Below are 346 nucleotides of genomic sequence, written 5' to 3'. Positions count from 1 at the left end.
CAAATTAGAGGCTCGTCGCCAATAATTAACGACCCTGTGCTTGATGAGTACTTAACCACAGTGGGCCGTAAACTTGTGGCTAGCGCCAATGATGTGCGGTTTCCGTTTTCATTTTTTTGGTTAAATAACTCTGAAATAAACGCCTTTGCATTTTATGGCGGCCATGTAGGCGTACACACCGGATTAATTGCGCAAGCTGATGATGAAAGTCAATTTGCATCGGTACTTGGCCATGAAATTGCCCACGTTACCCAGCGCCATTTAGCACGGCGCTTACAGCAACAACAAGACAACAGCGCAATGACCATAGCTGGAATGATTGCCGGTATTTTAGCCGCTGTAGTCG

1 protein-coding gene is annotated in these 346 nt (G+C 46.2%); it reads left to right on the top strand.

Features of this window, described 5'->3' with window-relative positions; genetic code table 11:
* On the top strand, positions 1-346 hold a 346-nt coding region (locus AAEY62_RS21010; RefSeq protein WP_350636264.1), incomplete at both ends, for a M48 family metalloprotease.

This window comes from Pseudoalteromonas sp. GW168-MNA-CIBAN-0100, assembly GCF_040309225.1.
In the GTDB taxonomy this organism is placed as follows: Bacteria; Pseudomonadota; Gammaproteobacteria; order Enterobacterales; family Alteromonadaceae; genus Pseudoalteromonas; species Pseudoalteromonas arctica.
This window is presented reverse-complemented; position numbering and strand designations above follow the sequence as displayed.